This window comes from Streptomyces sp. MH60 (assembly GCF_002939385.1).
Lineage (GTDB): Bacteria > Actinomycetota > Actinomycetes > Streptomycetales > Streptomycetaceae > Streptomyces.
Genome location: NZ_MULI01000020.1, coordinates 36,811 through 54,422, shown reverse-complemented (window position 1 = coordinate 54,422; position 17,612 = coordinate 36,811). Strand labels below are relative to the sequence as shown.

The window sequence follows — 17,612 nt, the reverse complement described above, 5'->3', positions numbered from 1 at the left end:
GATGGCGCCCCCGTGCGGCCACAGGCTCGTCGCCGCGTGCGGTGGAGGGTCAGGCAGGCCGGCCGAGGGGGGCGGTCGGCTGGCCGGTGAGACCCACCGCGGCCCTCATGCGCTTGCCGACCGGTTCCCGGTGCACCTCGAAGCTCTCGCAGACGGCCGTGACGATCTCCAGCCCGTGCCGGCCGATCCGGCCGGGGTCGGCGGTCGCGGGCACGGGCAGCACCGGCGCGCTGTCCCACACCGTGACCTCCACCCGGTCCTCCGCCAGTTCGAGTTCGACCAGCGACGGGCCGGGCGCGTACTTGCAGGCGTTCGTCAGCAGCTCGCTGACCACCAGCTGCACCACTTCCACCGCGCGGTCGGACACCGCGGCGCCCTGAGCCTCGCGCACGCGTGCCAGGAACGCCCCGGCCAGTTCCCGGCCCCTGGCGATGTCGCCGGGCCTGCCCTGGTACTCCGCCGAAACCTTGACCGGTACGTCACTCAGCCGGTCCCCCGTGTGGGCAGCCCCGTCCATCCGATCCGCCCTCTTCCTGAGCCTTGACCGCTACGCCAGCCCGTCTACCCCCGAATCCGGCAAACATCACCCGCCCCATCACGACCCGCGCGGCGGGAATCGTGGCCGAGCGCGCTCTCGGAGATGTCGATGCCCTCGGCCGCGAGACGCGGTCCGGTGAGGGCGCGCGGGAGCCACTCGCCGCCGTCGCAGCCCAGAGCGCGGAGGCGCGCCCGGTCTCCGGGCCGCCCGGCCCGGCAGGCGCGGAGCGGTCCGACTCGGCGGGTTCCGGGGCTGGTCGGCGTCGGGCGGGTGACCGATCCTGTTGACCACGTAGTCGGGCCGCGGCGGTCGCCGGGGCCGCACGGCCGGACTTGGGGGGGGTGGCCACGTGGTGCAGGACGGACGGGTCTCCGCGCGGAAGGCCGACCGGGGGCGGGCCGCGCCCACGTGCCCGGTCGGCCGCGCGGCGGACGGGACCTGGCAGGTGCACGATTTCGCCGTCGCACGGGCGCTGCTGCGCCATCCGGGCACCGTGCAGGCGGGGCTCGGCGTCGAGACGGTGGAGAAGCTCCCGCCGCGCGTCCGCCGGCCCGTGCTCTACCGGGACGGCCCCGAGCACCGGGAGCACCGCAGGCAGACCGCCCGCTTCTTCACCCCCCGCCGGGTGGACGAGCACTACCGCGAGCCGATGGTCCGGATCGCCGAGGAGCAGCTGGCCGTCCTGCGCTCGGCGGGCGAGGCCCCGCTCTCCGATCTCGCCTTCGGTCTGGCCGTCGGCGTGGTGAGCGAGGTCGTCGGGCTGCGCTACGGCAGGCCCGGCATCCGCCGCAGGCTGGAGCGGTTCTTCCCGGAGAAGTTCGGCGAGCCCGGTCTGACCAGTGTCCGGGGCCTGTACTGGCTGGTGCGGCAGAACACCAACTGGCTCCGCGTCCACCTGGCCGACGTGCGTCCCGCCGTCCGCGCGCACCGGCGCCGTGCGCACGACGATCTGATCTCCCACCTGATCGCGGAGGGCTGCTCGGACGTCGAGATCCTCGGTGAGTGTCTGACGTTCGCCGCGGCCGGCATGGTCACCACCCGCGAGTTCGTGTGCCTGGCCGCCTGGCACCTGTTCTCGGACGCCGAGTTGCGCGACCACTACCGGTCGGCGGACGAGGCCGGGCGTCTCGCCGTCCTCCAGGAGCTGCTGCGGCTGGAGCCCGTCATCGGGCGGTTGCGCAGGCGGGCCACCGAGCCGCTGGAGCTGTCCTGCCCCGACGGGCCGGTGACGGTGCGCCCCGGCGAGTACGTCGAGGTCCACCTGGACGACGCCAACGCGGACCCGGAGGCCGTGGGTGAGGAGCCGCTGCTCGTCCGCCCGGAACGCGCCGAGGCGGTCGGAGCGGGGCTCTCCTTCGGGGACGGACCGCACCGGTGTCCCGGGGCGCACATCGCCCTGCTGGAGACGGACGTGTTTCTCAGCCGCCTGTTCGCCCTCGACGGGATCCGGACGACCGGGGAGCCGCGGGTCGCCTTCCAGGAGGCCATCGACGGCTACGAGATCCGCGACCTGACCGTGGCACTCCCCCGGGCCGGCCGTGGCTGACCGGCCCGGGGACCGCCGTACGGCGTCGGTGGTGCGGCGTCAGCCGCCCAGGGCGCCGAGGACGACGAGCTTGGCCTCGTCCTGCACCTGCCGGAGGTGGTCCGCGCCGAGGAACGACTCGCCGTAGATCTTGTAGACGTCCTCGGTGCCGGAGGGCCGGGCCGCGAACCAGGCGTTCTCGGTGGTCACCTTGATGCCGCCGATCGGGGCGCCGTTGCCGGGCGCCTCGGTGAGCACGCCGGTGACCGCCTCCCCGGCGAGGGTGTCGGCCGTGACCTGGGCCGGGGACAGCTTGGCCAGCCGGGCCTTCTCCTCGCGGGTGGCGGGGGCGTCGATGCGGGCGTACGCGGGCTCGCCGAACCGGGCGGTGAGCGCGGCGTAGTGCTCGGAGGGGGTCTCGCCGGTGACGGCGGTGATCTCGGAGGCGAGCAGGGCGAGGATGATGCCGTCCTTGTCGGTGGTCCACACGGAGCCGTCCCGGCGCAGGAACGACGCCCCGGCGGACTCCTCGCCGCCGAAGCCGAGGGAGCCGTCGACCAGCCCGTCCACGAACCACTTGAAGCCCACGGGCACTTCGACCAGGCGGCGGCCGAGGTCGGCGGCGACCCGGTCGATCATGCCGGAGGACACCAGCGTCTTGCCCACGCCCGCGTCGGCCGGCCAGTCCGCGCGGTGGGCGTAGAGGTAGGCGATGGCGGTGGCGAGGTAGTGGTTGGGGTTCATCAGGCCGCCGTCGGGGGTGACGATGCCGTGGCGGTCGGCGTCGGCGTCGTTGCCCGTGGCGATGGTGAAGCGGTCGCGCCGCTCGATCAGGGAGGCCATGGCGTGCGGGGACGAGCAGTCCATGCGGATCTTGCCGTCCCAGTCCAGCGTCATGAAGCGCCAGGTCGGGTCGGTGAGCGGGTTGACCACCGTCAGGTCGAGGCGGTGCTCCTCGGCGATCCGTCCCCAGTAGGCCACGGAGGCGCCGCCCAGCGGGTCCGCGCCGATGCGCACGCCCGCGGAGCGGATCGCGTCGAGGTCGAGGACGCTCGGCAGGTCGCGGACGTAGGCGTCGAGGAAGTCGTGGCGGCCGGTGCCGGGGGCGGCGAGCGCCCGCGCGTAGGGGATGCGCCGTACGTCCTTCAGTCCGGCCGCGATGATCTCGTTCGCCCGGTCCTGGATCCAGGAGGTGGCGTCCGAGCCCGCGGGGCCGCCGTTGGGCGGGTTGTACTTGAAGCCGCCGTCGGCGGGCGGGTTGTGCGAGGGGGTGACGACCACGCCGTCGGCGAGGCCCGAGGTGCGGCCCCGGTTGTGGGTGAGGATGGCGTGGGAGACCGCCGGGGTGGGGGTGTAGCCGTCCGCGCTGTCGATGCGGACGGTCACGTCGTTGGCGGCGAACACCTCCAGTGCGGTGACCCGTGCGGGCTCGGACAGGGCGTGGGTGTCGGCGCCCAGGAAGAGCGGGCCGTCGGTGCCCTGTGCCGAGCGGTACTCGCAGATGGCCTGGCTGGTGGCGGCGATGTGGTCCTCGTTGAACGCCGCCGCCAGGGACGAACCCCGGTGTCCGGACGTTCCGAAGGCCACGCGCTGCCCCGGCTCCGCCGGGTCCGGGTGCAGGGCGTAGTACGCCGTCACCAGCCGGGCGACGTCGATCAGGTCCTCGGGGCCGGCCGGCCGGCCGGCTCGGTCGTGCTGCATGCGCCCACTCCTCCGCGTAGGTCGGGACTTCGCTCGCGAGTCCCATCTTCCCCTGTCCGGGGAGTGGTGCCGTGCGTGGTGGCCGGTGTCAGATCCGGCCGCCGGTGAGACGGGTGAGGGGACCGTGCGTGTGACGCCCGGCGCGGCGGCCCATCGCGTAGGACGCGGCGGTGACGGCGGTGAGGCCGGCGCACACCCCGGCGGCGACGAGTTTGCGCTGGGCGACCACCGTCCACGCCGTCTTCGCCGTGGCCGCGACCTGTTCCGAGGTGGTGACGACGGCCTGGCGGCCGGCCGCGACGGTCTTGGCCGCCGTCTGCACGGCGCCGTTCGCGGCGTCGGCGGAACGCTGGGCGCCGGCCTTGGCCGCCGACGCGGCGTCACTCGCCTTGCCCGCGGCGGCCTGTCCCGCCCGTGCGGCGTTGTCCCGTTCGTCTGCGCGGACGGGTCACCGCCGCGGACCGGGCAGCTCGCGCGGCTCCAGCCTCGCCTCGACCGCGGTGTCACCGTCGCGTACCACCACGTAGGCGCCCTTGCCCGGGACTTCGGTGACCGCCTCCACCAGTTCGGTGCCGCGGTAGACGAGGCCGACGCCGTCGTCCGTGCAGTGGGCCGTCGGCAGGGTGCCGTCGGCGACGAGCCGGTGGATCAGCGGGCGGCGGCCCGGGTCGACGTCGTAGTGGACCCCGTTGCCGTAGGGCAGGAAGTCCAACGCGTCGGTGATCGGGCGCAGTTCGGGTCCGAAGGAGTCGGTGGCGCCGCCCTGGAACCAGCACAGGGAGCCCGCGCTCACGCCGCTGAGCACCACGCCCGCCTCCCAGGCCCGGCGCATGATCCGGTCCAGGCCGTGCACGCGCCACACGGCCAGCAGGTTGGCCACCGATCCGCCCATGACCCAGACGACGTCCTGGGCGAGCACGGTCTCCTCGATGTCCTCGACGTTGGGCATGGGGAACAGGTGCAGCGGTGTCAGGTCGAACCCGGCGACGCGGGCGGCCTCCGTCATGCGGGCGGTGAAGTGCTCGGCGTCCCCTATGGCGGTGCCCACGTACAGGACGCGGGGGCGTCGGCCGTGCGCGCCCGAGAGGTCCACCGCGTGGTGGACCAGGGCGTCGAAGGCCACCATGGTCCGGCCGCCCGCGCGGTGGCCGCCCGAGGTGGCGAGGATGGTGGGTTCGGGTGCCGTCATGGCGGTGATCCTAACGACGGCTCGACGGCGGCAGTTGGGCCGCGCTCACCTGCTCGCCCAGCACCTCGGCCAGGAACCGCACGAGCCAGCGCTGGGCCGGGCTGCGGGAGGACTCGTGCCGTGCGTACAGGGCGATCTCGATGGGCTCGGTCTCGAACGGCAGCCGTACCAGGCGCACCCGGTGGGAGGCCGTGAAGACCTCGCCGACGTACTCGGGGACGATGGCCACCAGGTCGGTCTGTTCCAGCAGGTAGGGCAGCATCGAGAAGCGGGTGGCGTCCACGGCCACCCGTTCCAGGAGCCCGTGGGCGCCCAGCAGGGCCCTGGGGGTGACGTGGCCGCTCGGTCCGAACACGGTCGCGTGGTGCTCGGCCGCGAGGTCCGCCGGGGTGACCGCGTCGCCCCGCACGCGCGGATGGTCCGCGGCGACCATCAGGACGTAGCGCTCACGGAAGAGCGGAATGCGCACGGTGAGGTGCGAGGTGATCACCGGGGTGGCCACGAACGCGTCGAGGTCGCCGCGGCGCAGCTGCCCCTCGGCGTCCTCCACGTCGAAGGGGCGGACGGTGAAGGACACCCCCGGCGCCCGCTCGCGCGCGGCGGCCACGAGCCTCGGCAGCAGCGTGGCCTCGCCGAGGTCGGACAGGGCGATGGTGAAGCGGCCCGACATGCTCCCGGCGTCGAAGACGTCGCCCTGGCGGACCGTCCCGTCGATCTCCGCCAGCGCCCGCTGGAGCGGCAGGTACAGCCGCCGGGCACCGGCGGTGGGGGTCAGCCCGCGTCCGTTGCGGCGGAACAGCTCGTCGTCGAAGTGCCGGCGCAGCTTGCCCAGGCTGTAGCTGACGGTGGGCTGCGTGACGTGCAGCGTCTCGGCGGTGGCCGTGACGCTGCCGGTCTCGTAGAGCAGCACGAAGACGCGCGCCAGGTTGAGATCGAAGGTGCCCATATCGACGGACTCTATATCGCAATGGCGAAACATCTATTGGTGCCCATGTCGCGGGGTGCCTAGCGTGTCCCGCGTCACTTCCGAAAGGAACGTCCGTGCCATCCGTGCGCCGTGTCTCCCACGCTTTCCTGGAGCGCCAGGGGCTCACCACCGTCTTCGGCAATCCGGGCTCCAACGAGCTGCCCTTCCTCGCCGGACTGCCCGACGGCTTCCGCTACGTCCTCGGTCTGCACGAGGGCGCCGTCGTCGGCATGGCCGACGGGTACGCCCAGGCGACCGGCCGCCCGGTGCTGGTCAACCTGCACGCCGCCTCCGGTTCCGGCAACGCGATGGGCGCCCTGACGAACGCCGTCGCCTCCCGTACACCGCTCGTGCTGGTGGCCGGGCAGCAGGTGCGCCCCGCCATCGGCCCCGAGGCCAACCTGGCCAGCATCGACGCCCCCGCCCTGATGAAGCCGCTGGTCGGCTGGGCGGCGGAACCGGCGTGCGCCGGGGACGTGCCGCGCGCGCTCGCCCAGGCCGTCTTCGAGGCGCGGCTCCAGCGCCGGCCGACCTACCTGTCGGTGCCGTACGACGACTGGTCCGCCGAGGTCGACGACAACGCCCTGGCCGTGCTCGACCGGCGGGTGCTGCGGGCCTCGGTGCCGGGCGGCGAGCAGCGCCGGTGGCTCGGGGAGCGGGTCGCCTCGGCCCGGCGCCCCGCGCTCGTGCTGGGCGGCGACATCGACTCGGCCGGCCGCTTCGACGACGCCGTACGGCTGGCCGAGCGCCTGGGCGGTCCGGTGTGGGCGGCGCCCTCGCAGTTCCGGCTGCCGTTCCCGAACCGGCATCCGCAGTTCCGGGGCGTGCTGCCCGCCGGGATCGCGCCGGTCTCGGAGGCGTTCGAGGGCCACGACCTGGTGCTCGTGCTGGGCGCGCCGGTCTTCCGCTACCACGAGCACCTGCCCGGCCGGTACCTGCCCGAGGGCACCCGGCTGATCCAGGTGACCGAGGACGCCTCCGCCGCCGCGCGGGCGCCGATGGGCGAGGCGCTGGTCGCGGACCCGGGTGCCGTCATCGACGTACTCCTGGAGTCGCTGGACGCGACCGGTGCCCCCGTCGGCGCGGACGCCTACCGGCCCGTGCCGGAGCCGCTCACCGCCGAGGGGCCGGGGCTCCACCCCGAGCAGGTCTTCGCCGCGCTGCGCGAGGAGATGCCCGAGGACACCGCGTACGTCGTCGAGTCGACGTCGACCAACGCGGCGTGGTGGCGGCAGATGGACCTGCGCCGTCGGGGCTCCTACTACTTCCCGGCGGCCGGCGGCCTCGGTTTCGGGCTGCCCGGCGCGGTCGGTGTCGCGATGGCCCAGCCCGGCCGTCCGGTGGTCGGCGTGATCGGGGACGGTTCGGCCAACTACGGCATCACCGCCCTGTGGACGGCCGCGCAGCACCGGGTCCCGCTGACCGTCGTACTGCTGCGCAACGGCACGTACGGGGCGCTGCGCTGGTTCGGCGGTCTGCTCGGGGTGCCGGACGCGCCCGGGCTCGACATCCCGGGCCTGGACTTCACCCGCGTCGCGGAGGGCTACGGCGTCCGCGCCCAGCACGTCGGCGGGGCGGCGGAGCTGCGCGCCGCGCTCGCCGAGACGCCGGATTACCCCCGGCTGATCCAGGTGGACACGACGCTCACCACCCCCTCCTGAACCGACGCGGACCCGAACCCGACGGAAGACCCCAACCGAAGACCCCGACCGAAGACCCCGACGAGAGGGACGACGATGACACTCCTGGACAGCGACGTCTGGGGCGGGAAGTTCCACAGCGACGGCTGGCAGGCCTCCCCCACCGGGCAGCCGGTGATCGAGCCCGCCACCGGTGACCGGCTCGGCACGGTGGGCCTGGCCACGGCCGAGGACGTGAACCGCGCCGCCGCCCGGGCCGCCGAGGCCCAGCGTGAGTGGGCGGCGACCTCGCCGCAGCGGCGGGCCGCGGTGCTGCGGCGCGCCGGGGAGCTGTTCACCGAGCACGCCGCCGAGATCGAGGACTGGCTGGTGCGCGAGGCCGGCTCGGTGCGGTCCAAGGCGGGCTTCGAGGCGGGGCTGGCGATCGGCGAGTGCTTCGAGTGCGCCGGGCTGCCGACGCATCCCCAGGGCGAGGTGCTCACCTCGGAGGACGCCCGCTGGTCGCTCGCCCGGCGCCGCCCCGCCGGTGTCGTCAGCGTGATCGCCCCCTTCAACTTCCCGCTCATCCTCGGCCTGCGTTCGGTGGCCCCCGCGCTGGCGCTCGGCAACGCCGTGCTGCTGAAGCCGGACCCGCGCACCGCGGTGAGCGGCGGTGTCGTCATCGCCCGGATCTTCGAGGAGGCGGGGCTTCCGGCCGGTGTCCTGCACCTGCTGCCGGGCGACGGGTCGGTCGGCCGGGCGGTCGTGGAGGCGCCCGAGGTCCGGGTGATCTCGTTCACCGGTTCCACTCCGGTCGGGCGGGCCATCGGCGAGCAGGCCGGGCGGCTGCTGAAGCGGGCGCACCTGGAGCTGGGCGGCAACAACGCGCTGGTCGTGCTGCCCGGCGCGGACGTGGCGAAGGCCGCCTCGGCGGGCGCGTTCGGCTCGTACCTGCACCAGGGGCAGATCTGCATGACGACCGGCCGGCACCTCGTGCACGAGTCGCTGGTCGAGGAGTACACCGCCGCGCTCGCCGCGAAGGCGGAGGCGCTGCCGGTGGGCGACCCGGCGCGGGAGGACGTGGCGCTGGGTCCGATCATCGACCGCCGGCAGCTGGAGCGGGTGCACGGCATCGTCACCGACAGCGTCGCGGCGGGTGCCAAGGTCGCCGCGGGCGGCGAGATCGACGGCGCCGGCTACCGCGCCACCGTGCTGACCGGCCTGACGACGGACATGCCGGCCTGGCGCGAGGAGATCTTCGGCCCGGTCGCGCCCGTCATCTCCTTCTCCACCCCGGAGGAGGCCGCGCGGATCGTCAACGACTGCGAGTACGGGCTGTCGGTCGGCATCCTCGGCGACGTGGGTACGGCGATGAAGCTCGCCGACCGGATCGACTCCGGCAAGGTGCACATCAACGAGCAGACGGTCAGCGACGAGCCCAACGCCCCCTTCGGCGGGGTCAAGGCCTCCGGCACCGGTTCCCGGTTCGGCGGCGCCGCGGCCAACGTCGAGGCGTTCACCGAGACCCAGTGGCTCACGGTCCGCCCGGACATCGCCGACTACCCGTTCTGATCCCCTCCGGTCACCCGTACCGGTCCCACCCGGCCGCCCCGGCCGGTCCGGCTCCGCTCACTCACACCCGTCCCCGGGGGGAGAGTCACCATGGCTTCCACCACCACGTCCGGCGCGCCCGCGCGGACCGGCCCCGCCGCGAGCGGCACGTGGACGGTGATCCTGTGCTGGATCACCGTCCTGCTGGAGGGCTACGACCTCGTCGTCCTCGGCGCCATCATCCCCACCCTGCTCAAGACCCACCACCTCGGCATGACCGCGGGCGACGCGACCACCATCGCGACGCTCTCGCTCGTGGGCGTCGCCATCGGCGCGGTCTGCGTCGGTCCGCTGGCCGACCGGCTGGGCCGGCGCCGCCTGCTCATCGGCTCGGTCGTGCTCTTCTCGGTCCTCACCATCATGGTGCCGCTGGCGAACTCCGTCGCGATGTTCGCCGCGCTGCGCCTCCTCGCCGGTCTGGGCCTGGGCGCCTGCATGCCGGTCTCGCTCACGATGATGGCGGAGCACCTGCCCGCCGGCCGCCGGGCGCGGGCCAGCACCCTGACGATGACCGGCTACCACACCGGTGCGGTGATCACCTCGCTGCTCGCGCTGCAGGTGACGGACAACTGGGAGATCCTCTTCTACCTGCTCGGTGTCGTCGGCCTCGTGATCGCCGCGGTCCAGTGGTTCAAGCTGCCGGAGTCGGCGGCCTTCGAGCGGGCCAGGCAGGACGGGGCGCGGCGGGTGCCGTTCACCGAGCTGCTCAAGCCGGCGTACCTGCGGGCGGGCCTCGGCATCTGGGTCGCCTCGTTCATGGGCCTGCTGCTGGTCTACGGCCTGAACACCTGGCTGCCGAAGCTGATGAACGACGCGGGCTACCCCGTGCCGACGGCCGTGACCCAGCTCCTGGTGCTGAACATCGGCGGCGTCGTCGGCCTGGTCCTGGGCGGGTACGTCGCCGACCGGCGGGGCATCAAGGGCACCACCATGGTCTGGTTCGCGGTCTCGGTGCTCATGCTGGCGTGTCTGAGCATCAGGATGGAGAGCGACCTGCTGCTCAACGTCGTGGTCTTCTTCACCGGCGTGTTCGTCTTCTCGGCCATGGTGCTCGTCTACGCCTACGTGACGCACTACTACCCGGCGTCCGTGCGGAGCACCGCGCTCGGCTCGGCCTCCGGGATCGGCCGGATCGGGTCGATCGTCGGCCCGTCGATCACCGGCGCGCTGGTCGCGTCGGGGGTCGGTCACCCGTGGGGCTTCTACTTCTTCGCCGCGGTGGCGGTCCTCGGCTTCCTGGCCGTGCTGACGCTGCCGCGCGACGGCGGGGGCGAGCCGGCCGGGTGACCTCCCGAGGACATGAGGAACGGGAGCAGTGGGCCGCGGCCCACTGCTCCCGTCGGTGTCCACAGGCCCGTGTATCAGTCCTTGTCGACCTTCTGGCCCAGCACCTTGCCGTTGGCCGCGTCGACGGTGACGGAGGTCTTGTTCCAGTTGCTCTTGTCGACCACGTCGACGCCCCAGACGACCTGCTGGTCGTCGTTGTCACCGAGTTCGACGTGGGTGACGGTGCCCTTGGCCTTGGCGGTGGCCGCCTTGACCGCCTGCTCCGGCGTCTGCTTGGCCTTGTCCAGCCACTGGGTGATCTGGGTCTTGTCGTCGGGGTCCTGGTCCGGGTCGACCATGGTGCGGAAGACCTTGCCGTTCACCGCGTCGATGTCGATCCGGTGCAGGGTGCCGTCGGACTGGGCGACCTTGGCCTCCCACTCCGGGGCGCCCTCGCTGGGCGCGGGGTTCGGCATGCTGGGGCTCGGGGAACCGGTCGGCGAGCCGGTCGGCGACGCGGTGGCGTCGGCCTCGGTGCGCTTGAGTTCGAGGTCCACGAGCTTGCCCTCGGGGACCTCCTTGACGGCGGTGGCGGCGGCCTTGTCCCAGGTGACCTTCGTCGCGGAGACGAGGTCCTTGCGCTCGGTCCGGTCCTCGTTCATCGAGGGAGAGCCGGTGGGGGACGGGGACTGGGTATCGGTGCCGGTCGGGGAGGGGGACTCGGTCTGAGCCGCCTCCGCGACGCTGGAACGGGTCGTATCGGCGTTGGTGCAGGCCGTCAGCAGCAGGGCGGAGGCGCCCAGGGCACCGACCACGGCCAGCGAACGCAAGGGGGGAAGTCGTCGTGCAGAGCTCATGATGCTGTCCGTAACCGCTCCGTCACGCAGACACACCGGTCCGGTATGAAAATCACTCGATTGGCCGGGGTGGGGCGGTTCTGCGGGCCGCGGGGCCGACGGGGCCTTCAGCGCGCGCGTACGAACTCCACCCGACCGGTGCCCGTGGCGGTGGTCGCCGGGCATCGGGGCAGCGTCCGGATCCCGCCCCCTTCCAGCCACTCCCGGTAGGCGGTGGACTGGCGGGCGACCTCCCAGTACGCGTCCTCCAGCGCCGGGAAGACGGCGTCCAGCTCGGCCCGGGTGCGGGCGGCCAGCAGCAGGCGTACGCCGAGGGGGTCGCCGTACAGGCGCCGTACCGCCATGTCGGGGCGGGACTGGGAGCTGGGCTGGCAGACCGTGACGACCTCGCCGGTGGCGACCAGGGAGGCGGCGGTGTGGTAGTCGCCGTGCAGCACACGGGGGTTGAGGCCGACGGCGCGCAGCATGCGGTGCACGCCGTCCCATTCGCCGTCGACGGTGGGGTCGACCATCCACCGGTCGTCGGCGAGGTCGGCGAGCCGGACGACGGGCCGGGCGGCCGCGGGGTGGTCGGCGGGCAGCATGACGAACTGCGGTTCGCGCTCGACCAGGACCCGCAGCCGCAGGCCCTCGGGGATGCGCAGCGCACTGCCCTCGACCTCGTGCACGAAGGCGACGTCGAGCTGCCCTTCGGTGACCCGGCGCAGCAGCGCGTTGGCGGAGACGTCCATCTGCAGGGTGGGCTCCAGGCCCGGCCGTCTGAGCCGGCGCAGCCAGCCGGCCAGGGCGCGGCTGGCCGTGGAGCCGACCCGCAGCCTGCTGTCACCGCCGGCCGCCGCGGCGCGGGCCTCGCGGACCAGCGTGCTCATGTCGGTCAGCAGCGGCCGGGCCCGCCCGAGGACCGTCCGGCCGAGCGGGGTGGGGCGGCAGCCGGTGCGCTCCCGGGTGAACAGGGGGCCGCCCAGGGCCTGTTCGATCCTGGTCAGTTGGGTGCTCAACGTGGGCTGCGCGACGCCCAGTTGGCGTGCCGCCCGGTGCAGGCTACCGGCGTCGGCGATGGCGCACAGTGCGCGTAGGTGCCTCACCTCGAGCTCCATGCAGGGAGCGTAAAGCGGAACAGTTGGTTGCGCCAGGTGAACAAAACGCGGCGGAACAGGGCGAGTTCTGCACTCTGGTCAAGGCCGCAACGAGTGACCGGACGAGGGGTGATAGCCCGGCCCTATCACCTGTTGCCATCATCACAGCGGGCTCACGGGCGCTCCACACTCACCGATGACGACTTCTCCCCACTCCCCCACTCAAGGAGTCATCGATGCGTATCACCCTGCCCCTGCTGTCCACCGCGGTCGGTCTCGGCCTGACGGCGGCCGTGCTCGGCACCGGCCCCGCCGCGACGGCCGCGGCCCCCCAGGAGCCGGCCCGGGCCGCCCAGCTCGGCTACCAGCCCTCGGCCGGCTCGGGCGAGGACGCGGCCGCCAACCGTGCGTTCTTCGAGGCGGTCGTCAAGTCCGTCGCCGAGAAGCGCGCCGCCAACCCGTCGGCCACCGCGGCCGTCACGGTCTACTACAGCGCCACCAACGCGCCGAGCTTCCGTTCGCAGATATCCCGCTCGGCCCAGATCTGGAACAGCTCGGTGTCCAACGTGCGGCTCGCGGAGTCGGGTTCGGGCGCGGACTTCGCGTACTACGAGGGCAACGACTCGCGCGGCTCGTACGCCTCCACCAACGGGCACGGCAGCGGGTACATCTTCCTCGACTACCGGCAGAACCAGCAGTACGACTCCACCCGCGTGACCGCTCACGAGACCGGGCACGTGCTCGGCCTGCCCGACCACTACTCCGGGCCGTGCAGCGAGCTGATGTCGGGCGGCGGCCCCGGCACGTCCTGCACCAACCCCTACCCGAACTCCACCGAGCGCAGCCGGGTGAACCAGCTGTGGGCCAACGGTTTCCAGGCCGCCCTCGACAAGGCGCTGGAGAAGACCTCCCAGCGCTGACGCCGACGGTGGACCTCGTGTGGGCGGCCCGGCCGGGCCGCCCACACGCGCGTACGCACGCCCGTGCCCTCCGCTTGCTCAACCTCCCGCGGGGTAGTCGGTGTTCACTCTGCAGTGACATCCCGAAGGAGTCGACGTGGACGAGCGGAAGGCACCTGTGGACGACGGTCTCGGCGATCTGGAGCCGGGCACGAGACAGCGCGCGCAGTTGCGCGGTCGCGTCGCCGACATCGCCTGGACGGCCTTGTGCGTGGTGCTCGCGCTGTGGGCCGTGTGGAGCGCCGTCGATCTCGCACGCGGCGCGACGGCGTGGGCGTACTGCGCCGTGGCCTGGGTGCTGCTCGCCGTGGCGCTGAGCCTGCGGGCGGCGGCGGTCCGGCGCAGGACCTCGCTGTAGCGGGAGCGGTTCCGGGCGGCACGGATCCGGGGGTCACAAGGGGGTGGGCAGGGCGGCGCCCACGGCCCCGTGGACGGCCCGGGCGAGCCGGGCGCCCCACTCGGACCGGGGGCCCGCGAAGGCGTGCACCTCGGCGCCGTCGTGCGGGGAGCGGGCGGCGACGCACACCGCGTCGGTGGGGGTGCCGGAGCAGTCGAGACCGGCGTCGAGCAGCGCCTGGACCTTGGCCTCGGTCGCCGTCATGACCGCGTTGACCAGGGCGGCGTCGCTCAGTGCGACCGGCAGTGCGGCGACGATGTTGACGGTTCCCGGCAGCGCGGCCCCGGTGGCGCACTCCTCCGGCGCGGCCGCCCAGCCGCGCACCGAGACGCCGGCGGTCGCGAGGGCCTCCGCCCCGCCGTCCCGGGCCCGGCCGTGGGCGGACACGTCGGCGGCGGTCATCAGGCCCACGCCCGGCCCGCGGGCACCGGCGGCACGGGCCAGGTCGGCCAGGTGCCGTGCGGGGTCGGTGCGCAGGTAGCCGTGGGCGACCTGGGCGTTGAGCACCCAGGCGCGCTCGGCGATCCCGCCGCCCAGCACCGCGCTGCTGGCCATCCGCCACCCCGGCCCCGGGCACCACAGCAGGGCGTGCAGCCGTTCGCCGTCCTCCACCCGGGTCAGGTGTCGCGGGTCCAGCAGACGGGCGGCCCCGGTGCAGGGCGGCGGCAGGAGGGCGGGCACGGGTCGGGGCTCCCAGCGGTGATCGGCGGAGGTCGGAGGCGGACCGGACGATCGTACTCAGGGCCGGTGTCCCGGCGGCCCCGCGACCGGTCCGTCGCGGGGCGCATTGCGGAGCCGGGTCAGGGCACCTTCACTGAACACAACTTCGCCGCCAGGCGACGGATCGGAGGCCGCGATGCTGTCCCACACCCTGGAGCATGGGGTCCTGGTCATCACGGTGGACCAGGACCCGGGAATCGACGGGCGGGCCACGCTGACCACGCACATCACCAACCTGGTCGACGCCCATCAGCCGACCCCCGTCGTCATCGTCCTGACCGACCGGGCGGGCGGCCACGCCGCGGTCAGCGCGGTACTCCGGGCGCACCAGTGGTGCGGGCGGCTGGGTGTCCTGATGTCCGTGGTCACGCACAGCGCGCCGGTCCGGCGGCTGCTGGCGGACAACGCCGACACCTCGGGTCCCCGCCTGGTGGTGCACGCCCGCGTCGACACCGCGATCAGTACCGCGTTCACCGCGGCGGCCTAACGCCCGTACCGGAGTTCCGCGGCGGCCGTCGGCGGCCCGGGGCGCCGCTACTGCCGGCCGAGCCAGAGGTCGGGGCCGAAGACCTCGTAGTGGATGGCCTCGGCGGGCACCCCTCGGCTCAGCAGGTCGCCGCGGACCGCGCGCATGAAGGGCACCGGTCCGCACAGGTAGGCCGTGAGGCCCTCGGGCAGGTCGAGGCCGGTGAGGTCGGCACGGCCGGCGGACGCCTCCGGCGCCCGGTCGCCGGGCTCCTCGTACCACAGGTGGAGCCGGGCGTCGGGCAGCGCGCGCACCAGGTCGAGCTGCTCCTGCCGGTGGGCGTGGTCGTCGGGGGTGCGGTCGGCGTGCACGACGGTCACCGGGCGGGTGGCGCCGGCCGCGGCCAGGTGGTCGAGCATGGAGAGGATCGGCGTGACGCCGATGCCGGCGGAGGCCAGCAGCAGCGGGCCGTCGTGCTCCGCCAGGGCCAGGTCGCCGGCCGGCAGCGACACGCTGAGCACGTCGCCCTTGCGGGCGTTCGCGTAGAGCCAGGAGGAGACCTCGCCGTCCGGCTGCCCGCCGCCCCGGACACGCTTGACGGTGACGCGCAGGCCGGAGCGGCCGGGCGCGGCGGACAGGCTGTACTGGCGGATCTGCCGGGCGCCGTCGGGCAGTTCGACCTGGATGCTGACGTACTGGCCCGGCCGGAACGGTACGACGGTTCGGTCGTCGGCCGGCTCCAGTACGAGGGAGACCGCGTCGGCGCTCTCCTCGACCCGGTCGACGATCTCCATGGGGCGCCAGACGTCTCCGTCCGCGACGCCCTTGCGCGCGTAGAGCCGCGCCTCCAGGGCGATGAGCGCGTTGGCCATCAGCCAGTAGACCTCGTCCCAGGCCCGGGCGACCTCGGGGGTGACGGCGTCACCGAGCACCTCGGCGACGGCGGCCATGAGGTGCCGGTGGACGATCGTGTACTGGTCGGAGGTGATGCCGAGCGAGGCGTGCTTGTGCGATATGCGCGAGAGCATCACGTCGGCGCGCTCGTCCGGGTTCTCCAGCAGCAGACCGGCGAACGCGGCGACGGAGCCCGCCAGGGCCCGCTGCTGCTCGCCGTTGGCCTGGTTCCCGCGGTTGAACAGGTCCCGCAGCAGTTCGGGGTGGGCGTCGAAGAGCTTGCGGTAGAACAGGTCGGCGATGTCACCGATGGCCGATCCGACAGCGGGAAGAGTGGCTCGGACCACGGGAACGGACTGTTCGGAGAGCACAGCGACTCCTTAATTGGTAGATGAGATTCGTGTTTCAGGTCACAGCTCGGCGCCTTCGGGGCCGCCGCCCGTCATCCCGGGGGGCGGTCCGTCAGGCCGATCAGGACCGGGCCGGTCGGTGAGGCCACCAGGTCGGTCACGGTCAGCGGGTCGAGCGCGGCGTAGAACGCCTCCTGGGCGTCGCGGAGCGCCCCGCGCAGCCGGCAGGCGCCGCGCAGCGGGCACGGGTTGTCGCCCTCGCAGTCGACCACCTCGGCATCGCCCTCCAGTTCGCGCACCAGCCAGCCCACCGAGGCGCGCCGCCCCAGGTCGGTCAGGGTCAGCCCGCCGCCGCGACCGCGCCGCGCCTCCACCACCCCCAGGTGCCGCAGGCGGGTGATGGCCTTCGCCGCGTGGGTGTACGGCACACCGACGACCTCGGCCACCTCTCGGGTGGCCATCGGTTCGTCACCGTCTCTCACGACCGCCAGGCGCATGACGGAACGCAGCGCCAGGTCGGTGAACTTCGTCAGCCGCACACCGGAAAGCTATCAAATACGCATGCTAGATTCGCCTTTACCCGGGGTACGGACCCTGTGCAGTGCGTCACTGGAGCGGCCGCACCCGGGGCACCGCTCAACAGGGCGGCGTACGGGCACGGTTGGGCACACGGATCGGCGGCATTCGATGGCAGTGGAAGACAGCGGCTCCTCCGGTACGGCGGCGGACTCGCCCCTCCCCCGGGTGCTGTGCGACACGGCGGAGCTCGTGTCCCTGGGCCGCGACGCTCCGGCCGGCGCGCTGTGGAAGCTGGCGGAACCCGGACGGCAGCTCGACGCCAACGTCGTCCGCCTCCCCGCCGGGGGACGGGTGGACACCCACACCGAGCCCGACCTCGACGTCCTGCTCCTCGTCCTCGACGGGGCCGCCCGCCTCGACTCCACCGAAGGCGAACACCCCCTGCGCACCGGCGTCCTGACCTGGCTGCCGCACGGCTCGGCCCGGGCCGTGCTCGCCGGGCCGGACGGGGTGACGTATCTGACCGTGCACCGCCGGCGCCCCGGCATGCGCATCCAGCCCCCACAGGCCGCCGGCCGACTGCGGCCCTCCCTCGGCGGCGACGGCGCCTGATCAGGGCGCGGGCGACGTCGGCGGGCCGGCGTCCTCCCCGCGCGCGAGGGCCCGCAGCGCCGTGTGGCGTTAAGCCCGGGTCGCGACCTCGTCGAGTTCGCCTTCCTGGACCCGCGGGCCCGGCAGGGGTTGAAGGCTGCCCCGCCCGGCAGGCGGGCCCGCCGCTCGGGGCGGATCGTGAACATCTCGTCCTTCGGCGGTCTCGCGGCCTTCGCGGCGACCGGCCACCACCACGCGACCAGGTCCGCGCTCGAGGGACTGTCCGAGTCGCCGGCCGCGGAAGTCGCGCCCCCCGGCATCGCGATGGCCCTCGTCGAGTCCGGCGGTCTGCGTACCCAGTGGGCCG

17 protein-coding genes and 2 pseudogenes are annotated in these 17,612 nt (G+C 73.7%); 9 read left to right on the top strand and 10 right to left on the bottom strand.

Translation table 11 applies throughout. The features are described 5' to 3' along the window. Positions 1-49: 49 nt before the first annotated feature. Entirely contained in the window at positions 50-517 is a 468-nt protein-coding gene (locus BZZ08_RS15495) for an ATP-binding protein (protein WP_104632800.1), read from the bottom strand. Positions 518-887: 370 nt separating this feature from the next. Here BZZ08_RS15495 and BZZ08_RS15485 point away from each other — a divergent pair, with 370 nt between their 5' ends. Next, positions 888-2,084, top strand: a complete 1,197-nt coding sequence (locus BZZ08_RS15485) for a cytochrome P450 (protein ID WP_104632799.1) — start codon at positions 888-890, stop codon at positions 2,082-2,084. Between the two features lie 39 nt (positions 2,085-2,123). Here BZZ08_RS15485 and pgm read toward each other — a convergent pair whose 3' ends face one another. The 4 genes and pseudogenes from pgm to BZZ08_RS15465 all read right to left on the bottom strand — a co-directional run bounded on the left by pgm (position 2,124) and on the right by BZZ08_RS15465 (position 5,899). Continuing rightward, positions 2,124-3,764, bottom strand: coding sequence for a phosphoglucomutase (alpha-D-glucose-1,6-bisphosphate-dependent) (gene pgm, locus BZZ08_RS15480; RefSeq protein ID WP_104632798.1), 1,641 nt, complete (start codon positions 3,762-3,764; stop codon positions 2,124-2,126). Between the two features lie 88 nt (positions 3,765-3,852). After that, positions 3,853-4,185, bottom strand: a pseudogene (locus tag BZZ08_RS15475) (hypothetical protein); the annotation flags it as partial. A gap of 27 nt (positions 4,186-4,212) precedes the next feature. Continuing rightward, positions 4,213-4,953, bottom strand: a complete 741-nt coding sequence (locus BZZ08_RS15470; RefSeq protein ID WP_104632797.1) for a Type 1 glutamine amidotransferase-like domain-containing protein — start codon at positions 4,951-4,953, stop codon at positions 4,213-4,215. A gap of 10 nt (positions 4,954-4,963) precedes the next feature. Beyond that, positions 4,964-5,899 (bottom strand): LysR family transcriptional regulator, encoded by a 936-nt coding sequence (locus tag BZZ08_RS15465; protein WP_104632796.1) that lies wholly within the window; start codon positions 5,897-5,899, stop codon positions 4,964-4,966. Between the two features lie 95 nt (positions 5,900-5,994). On the opposite strand from BZZ08_RS15465, the gene mdlC reads away from it, so the two are divergent. The 3 genes from mdlC (at position 5,995) to BZZ08_RS15450 (ending at position 10,437) form a co-directional block, all read left to right on the top strand. Next, on the top strand, positions 5,995-7,581 hold the full coding sequence (gene mdlC, locus BZZ08_RS15460) for a benzoylformate decarboxylase (protein WP_104632795.1): 1,587 nt from the start codon (positions 5,995-5,997) through the stop codon (positions 7,579-7,581). Between the two features lie 75 nt (positions 7,582-7,656). Further along, the gene (locus BZZ08_RS15455) at positions 7,657-9,111 is read left to right on the top strand and encodes a benzaldehyde dehydrogenase (protein ID WP_104632794.1); all 1,455 of its coding nucleotides are present in this window, start codon (positions 7,657-7,659) and stop codon (positions 9,109-9,111) included. 90 nt (positions 9,112-9,201) lie between these two features. Next, entirely contained in the window at positions 9,202-10,437 is a 1,236-nt protein-coding gene (locus tag BZZ08_RS15450; RefSeq protein ID WP_104632793.1) for an MFS transporter, read from the top strand. Between the two features lie 74 nt (positions 10,438-10,511). On the opposite strand, the gene BZZ08_RS15445 is transcribed toward BZZ08_RS15450, so the two are convergent. Next, positions 10,512-11,273, bottom strand: a complete 762-nt coding sequence (locus BZZ08_RS15445) for a PepSY domain-containing protein (protein WP_104632792.1) — start codon at positions 11,271-11,273, stop codon at positions 10,512-10,514. A 107-nt stretch (positions 11,274-11,380) separates the two neighbouring features. Further along, entirely contained in the window at positions 11,381-12,370 is a 990-nt protein-coding gene (locus BZZ08_RS15440; protein ID WP_104632791.1) for a LysR substrate-binding domain-containing protein, read from the bottom strand. Between the two features lie 215 nt (positions 12,371-12,585). Between BZZ08_RS15440 and snpA the strand changes: the two genes are divergently transcribed. Both snpA and BZZ08_RS15430 read left to right on the top strand, forming a co-directional pair. After that, positions 12,586-13,269: a snapalysin gene (gene snpA / locus BZZ08_RS15435; RefSeq protein WP_104632790.1), complete on the top strand. Its 684-nt coding sequence runs from the start codon at positions 12,586-12,588 to the stop codon at positions 13,267-13,269. Positions 13,270-13,405: 136 nt separating this feature from the next. Then, entirely contained in the window at positions 13,406-13,666 is a 261-nt protein-coding gene (locus BZZ08_RS15430; RefSeq protein WP_104632789.1) for a hypothetical protein, read from the top strand. Positions 13,667-13,699: 33 nt separating this feature from the next. Here BZZ08_RS15430 and BZZ08_RS15425 read toward each other — a convergent pair whose 3' ends face one another. Beyond that, positions 13,700-14,386: an adenosylcobinamide amidohydrolase gene (locus BZZ08_RS15425; protein ID WP_104632788.1), complete on the bottom strand. Its 687-nt coding sequence runs from the start codon at positions 14,384-14,386 to the stop codon at positions 13,700-13,702. 175 nt (positions 14,387-14,561) lie between these two features. On the opposite strand from BZZ08_RS15425, the gene BZZ08_RS15420 reads away from it, so the two are divergent. Continuing rightward, positions 14,562-14,912: a hypothetical protein gene (locus BZZ08_RS15420; RefSeq protein ID WP_104632787.1), complete on the top strand. Its 351-nt coding sequence runs from the start codon at positions 14,562-14,564 to the stop codon at positions 14,910-14,912. A 47-nt stretch (positions 14,913-14,959) separates the two neighbouring features. Here BZZ08_RS15420 and BZZ08_RS15415 read toward each other — a convergent pair whose 3' ends face one another. Next, entirely contained in the window at positions 14,960-16,156 is a 1,197-nt protein-coding gene (locus BZZ08_RS15415; protein ID WP_104632786.1) for a globin domain-containing protein, read from the bottom strand. 71 nt (positions 16,157-16,227) lie between these two features. After that, the gene (gene nsrR, locus BZZ08_RS15410; RefSeq protein WP_104632785.1) at positions 16,228-16,674 is read right to left on the bottom strand and encodes a nitric oxide-sensing transcriptional repressor NsrR; all 447 of its coding nucleotides are present in this window, start codon (positions 16,672-16,674) and stop codon (positions 16,228-16,230) included. A 148-nt stretch (positions 16,675-16,822) separates the two neighbouring features. Here nsrR and BZZ08_RS15405 point away from each other — a divergent pair, with 148 nt between their 5' ends. Continuing rightward, entirely contained in the window at positions 16,823-17,266 is a 444-nt protein-coding gene (locus BZZ08_RS15405; protein ID WP_104632784.1) for a hypothetical protein, read from the top strand. Positions 17,267-17,329: 63 nt separating this feature from the next. Then, positions 17,330-17,611 (top strand): annotated as a pseudogene (locus BZZ08_RS39840) (SDR family NAD(P)-dependent oxidoreductase); the annotation flags it as partial. Position 17,612: the final 1 nt, after the last annotated feature.